The sequence below is a fragment of the Streptomyces milbemycinicus genome, from assembly GCF_002154605.1.
GTDB lineage: Bacteria > Actinomycetota > Actinomycetes > Streptomycetales > Streptomycetaceae > Streptomyces > Streptomyces milbemycinicus.
This window is the reverse complement of record NZ_MUNE01000807.1, coordinates 1-5000: the sequence shown is the minus strand read 5'-3', so window position 1 is coordinate 5000 and position 5000 is coordinate 1. Positions and strand designations below refer to the sequence as shown.

General features: G+C 72.2%; 3 protein-coding genes. 1 reads left to right on the top strand and 2 read right to left on the bottom strand.

Going from position 1 to position 5000, the window contains the following annotated elements; translation table 11 throughout:
* A partial coding sequence (locus CCN51_RS46720; protein WP_143676119.1) for an AfsR/SARP family transcriptional regulator occupies window positions 1–726 on the bottom strand: 726 nt, incomplete at its 3' end.
* Window positions 727–1174: 448 nt separating this feature from the next.
* Here CCN51_RS46720 and CCN51_RS46715 point away from each other — a divergent pair.
* Window positions 1175–1321, top strand: coding sequence for a hypothetical protein (locus CCN51_RS46715; protein WP_014176287.1), 147 nt, complete (start codon window positions 1175–1177; stop codon window positions 1319–1321).
* Window positions 1322–1465: 144 nt separating this feature from the next.
* Here the strand turns inward: CCN51_RS46715 and CCN51_RS46710 are convergent.
* Window positions 1466–5000, bottom strand: a 3535-nt coding sequence (locus CCN51_RS46710) for a WD40 repeat domain-containing protein (protein WP_086860962.1), incomplete at its 5' end; no start/stop codon positions are given.

The window sequence follows — 5000 nt, the reverse complement described above, 5'->3', positions numbered from 1 at the left end:
GTCCAGCACCTTCCGGTGCAGCCGCTGCAGCTCGTCCCCCGGCTCGATGCCCAGCTCGTCGACGTACCGCTGCCGCGTACCACGGAAGAGCGCGAGCGCGTCGGCCCGTCGACCGCTCCGGCTCAGCGCCTCCATCAGCAGGCCCACCGACCGCTCCCGCAGCGGGTGCTCCGCCACCAGAGGGGACAACACGGCCGCCGCCTCCTGGTGCCGCCCGGAGCGCAGATCGATCGCGGCGCACTCCTCCACCACCGCGCGCCGCTCCTCCTCGAGGCCCGTCCCGACGGTCTCGGGCAGCCAGCCGCCCGCGACATCCGCGAGCGCGGGGCCACGCCACAGCTGGAGCGCCGCGTGCAGCAGGTCACCGGCCGGGCCGTCGCCGACCGTCCGCGCCTCGCGCACCAACTCCCGGAAACGGTGCAGGTCCACCCGCTCCTGGTCGACGGTGAGGCAGTACCCTTGCGCGGAGGTGGACAGCTCGGTGTCGGGCAGCGCGGCCAGGATTCTGCGCAGTTTGGATATCTGGACCTGCACGGCGTTGCGCGCGGACCCCGGCGGGTCCTCGCCCCAAACGGCCATCACCAGCCGGTCCACGGAGACCACTCGCCCCGGCTCCAGCAACAGCATCGCCAGGACGGATCGCTGCTGGGCGGCGGTCGGGCCGAGTCCCTGCTCGCCCAGCCATATACCGACCGGGCCCAGCAGACGAAACTCGGTCCCGTGCACGCGCTTCCCCCGTCGGTACCTGAGATTCCCTGCGGCCATCTCGCAGCCTACCCACAGCGACAGGTCAGCGCCGCATCAGCGAGACATCAGCTCCGCATTGCACCCTACGGGCAACGAGGGCGCCGCGGCGCACCCACGCTCACGTCCGGCGCATACCCCGCTGGATGGGGAGCCCGCGGTAACGGGGAGCCCTCAGTACCCAGACAGCGGGGGCGACATGGGGGGCTTGATCCGCGTATCGAATACCGCCAGACCGGCCGGACCGCGTAGACCAAGCGGCCGGTACAACCGGGCCCTGGCCGCCGGACTCCTCGCGGTTGGTTTTCTCGGGGCGGCCGGCTACAAGGCCGAGGCGGCCAGATACGCGCCGACAGGCAGCGCTATGGCGAAAGGGCAGCTCATGACGGCTACGGGACAGACTCGCACCCCTCCTCGGATAGGCGACCTCGTGTACGACATCGAGCGCGAGGCCATTGGCCGCGTCGCCTATATCGACACCGGCGGAAACGTCGCCTGGGTCAAGCCCCAGGACGACGGCCCCGAATGGACCGCGCTCCCGGAGCAGCTGCGGCTCGCGGTGGACGGCGAACACTGACGCGCTTGCGCAGCGGTATTTCCGTCCGGATTTCAGTAAGCGCTTAACTCTCGCTGATGTCTCGCTGATGTCAGCGCCCTTATGCGCCCGCGCCTTCCACGGGGGGAGGCGCGGGATCTCGACTGCCCGCCATTACGGTCTCGTTCAGCACACCTTGCGGTACGGGACTTCGGGGATGTACGTCTTCCAGTCGGCGCGGTGCAGACCGCCGCCCGCACGCTCGCAGACGGCGGTGGTGACGCGCGCGGGGTCGACGGCGATCTTCTGGAGCGGTACGTGTTCGCCCGCGACCAGCAGGGTTCTGCCGTCCTCGCTGAAGGCAAGGGCCCGGATGTTGTCACCCGCGGTGAGCAGAACGGATCCCAGCGGAAGGCCGGACGCGGTGTCCCACAGCCGCAGCGTGCCCTTGTCGCCCGCCACGGCCAGGATCTTGCCGTCGGGCGAGTAGGCCAGCGCTTTCACGGGTTCGGCGCTCTCGCGCCCCTCGCCGGTGAGCGTCCCGGCGACAACGCCCAGACGCCGCTCGGCACTGCCGTCCCACAGCGTTACCTGCCCCGAGTCCGTGCCGAGGGCCAGCTGTTCACCGTCCGGGCGGTAGGCCAGCGCGTAGACCGGGTCCTGGGAACGGGTGAGCTGGTCCGGACGGCCCGAGGGGAGGGTGAAGCGCTGCCCGGACGCCGTGATGACCATCCGGCCATCGGGCCGCACGGCCAGGGCGGAGGAGTCGGGGAACGCCATCCAGAAATCGCCCGAGCCCCCCACGTCCACGGACTCCGCCAGCCCCGGCGCCCGGCGCGTCACCCTGGTGCGGCTGTGGACTCCCCAGAGCTCCAGGGCCTCCGAAAGGTGCCGGTAGACGAGCACCGTCCTGCCATCCGGCGTCAGCGCAATCGAGTCGGCGCCCGCTTCGCCTTCTGTCAGCGCGATCGAGTCGCCGCCCGACTCGTCGGCGCCCTTCGGGGTGAGAACGAGGTCGGCCGTCTTACGGCCCTTGTGCACGTCCCACACCGCAACCCGCTCCGCGCGGGCCCGACCGTTGGCCGCGTCCCGCTCGCCGAACCCATAGGCGAAGGTCCGCCCGTCCGCGCTGAACGCCATGAGCGGCAGGCAGTACTGGCCCTTGTGCCCCGGTTGGCCGGTGGTCCGGCAGTCGGCCGAGGGCAGGGCGGCCGCGACCGGCGCTCCGCCGCCGGTGCGCCGCAGCTCGATCCGTTCGCGCCCGCCCGACGTCCGCACCTCCGCGATCAGACTCCCGTCGGGCCTGAACAGGGCCTCGCCATCCCGCTTCGGGCCCCACTCGGAGGTTGTGGCGCTGCCCAGGTAGAGGGTGCGCACCGCGTCGCTCGCCGTGCCATCCCCCTCCTGGTACCGGATGACCCCATGGTCCGCGTCCAGTTGGAGACCGGAGACCCGCCGACCGGCCAGGGGATGCCGGTAGACCGGCCGCCCGGGGCTGTCGAGCCGCCAGACCAGGATCTCCTGGTCATCCGTGGCTGCCAGCAACCGCCCGTCGCGGCTGAGGGCGAGGTACCCGAGCCCGGAGTGGGAAATGCCCGGCAGTTCCTTTCCGGAGGCCAGCTCCCAGCCGCGGACCCCCTTCGCGGTGGAGATCAGCAGCCTCCGGCCGTCCGGAGTGAGCAAGAACTCCGCGCCGTCGGTGTCTTCGGCCGAACCACAACCCAGGCGCGAGACGACGGCCGGGAGCGTACGTATCCGGCGATGCGCGCGAACATCCCACACCTCCAGTTCGTCCTGGTCCGAACACAGCGCGATCCTCCCGCCGTCCATGCTGAGCGTCGGCTCCCACATGGTCTCGCTGGAGCGCTGGAACAGGAGACGGCGGCGGTTCCGGATGTCCCACAGCCGGAGCCAGTGCCCGTCCTCCACCATGAGCATGCGTCCGCTCGCCCCGAAGTCCGCGTCCGCATCCCCGTCCTCGATTTCGATGGGAGGGCCGATGGGGCGGCCGGAGGCGCGGTCCCGCAGTCGGAGACCCGCCTCCCCGAACGTCACCACCCGCCGCCCGTCCGGGGAGACGGCCGTCGCGGACTCCGTCTCGTCGCTCGTCTTGATGGAACTGATCCGGCGGTGGGTGGCCAGGTCCCAGCCGACCACCCGGCCGTTCAGCTCCCCGGAGGTCACGAGCGTACGCCCGTCAGCGCTCAGCAACGCTTGTTCGAACGCGCTGCCCCCCGGGACGGTGAACGTGTCCCGCTCGCGCTGCCCCATCGCCCCCAGCAGCGCCGCTCTCGCCTCCAGCGTATGGCTGACGTTCCACGCCGCCACGCTCAGCCGCATCGCCGTCACCGGATCCGCGTACCGCATGTTCTGCGCGACGGACGCGATCCGCCGGGACACGGCCTCCGCCCGCCGCTGTTCCCCCGCCCGGTTCTGCTGCCACGCCACCACCCCCGCCACGAGCGCCAGCACCACCAGCACCGCCACGGCACCCACGAACGCGCGCACCCGTCGGCGCTCCCGCGTGCCCGCGGCCCGGCTGGCGGCCAGGAAGTCGCGCTCGGCGGGGGTGAGTTCGGCCGAGTCGTCGGGCTCTTCGAACACCTCCCGCGCCTCCACCAGCCGCGCGCCCCGGTACAGCGCGCCGGGATCCCGCCCCAGCTCCTCCCAGTTGCGGGCGGCCTCGGTCAGCTTGCGGTGGGTGCGCAGCCGCTGGCGGTCCTCGTCGATCCAGCCGCGCAGCCGGGGCCAGGCGGTGATCAGGGCCTCGTGGGCGAGGTCGACCGTGCCCTCGTCGAGGGTGACCAGGCGCGACCGCACCAGGCGTTCCAGTACGAGCGCCGTATCAGCCCCATCACCGGAGCCAGAGCCCGAGCCCAGCCCCAGCTCCTCCCGGTCCACCGGGCGCCGCGTGTCCTGGGCCCCCTCCCCCGGCGTGATCAGCCGGAGCATGATCCGCCGCGCGGCCTCCGCCTGTCGCTCGCTGAGCTCCCCGTACACCCGCTCCGCGGTCAGGGCGATCGCGCCGTGCACTCCGCCCGCCGCCTCGTACGCCTCCACGGTCAGCGCCCGGCTGCGGCGGCGGCGCCAGGTCTCCAGCAGGGCGTGGGACATCAGGGGCAGGCCGCCGGGTTCGTCGACGACCTCTTCCACGATCCTGGCGGTCAGCGCCCGCTCGACGATGAGCCCTTCGGCCGCGGCCGGCTTGACGATCGCCTCCCGCAGCTCCGCGCGCCCCATGGTCCCGACCAGCAAGGTGGCGCCGCGCAGCGCGGCCGTCAGCTCCCGGTGTTCGGCGCAGCGGCCGAAGAAGTCGGCCCGTACGCCGATGACCACGCGCAGCCGGCTGTCCTCGTCCTGGGCGGACAGCAGGCGTTCGATGAATCCGGCGCGCTCGGCCGGGTCCTGGCAGAGGGTGAAGACCTCCTCGAACTGGTCGACCACGAGCCAGGTGTCCCCCTCATCCCCCTTCGGGCCGAGCTTCGGACCGAGCGCGTCGGCGTGGGTGCGGAGCGGGCGGTCGCCGGGGGTGAGGACGCGGATCACGGACGGGCGGGGTAACGGCGCGGCCGTGCCGTCGTCGCGCAGGGCCGGGATCAGACCGGCTCGCAGCAGTGAGGACTTACCGCTGCCCGAGGGGCCGAAGACGGCGGCGAACCGTCTCTCCCGCACCAGCTCCAGCAGATCGGTGACGAGCTGTTCCCGGCCGAAGAACCGCTCG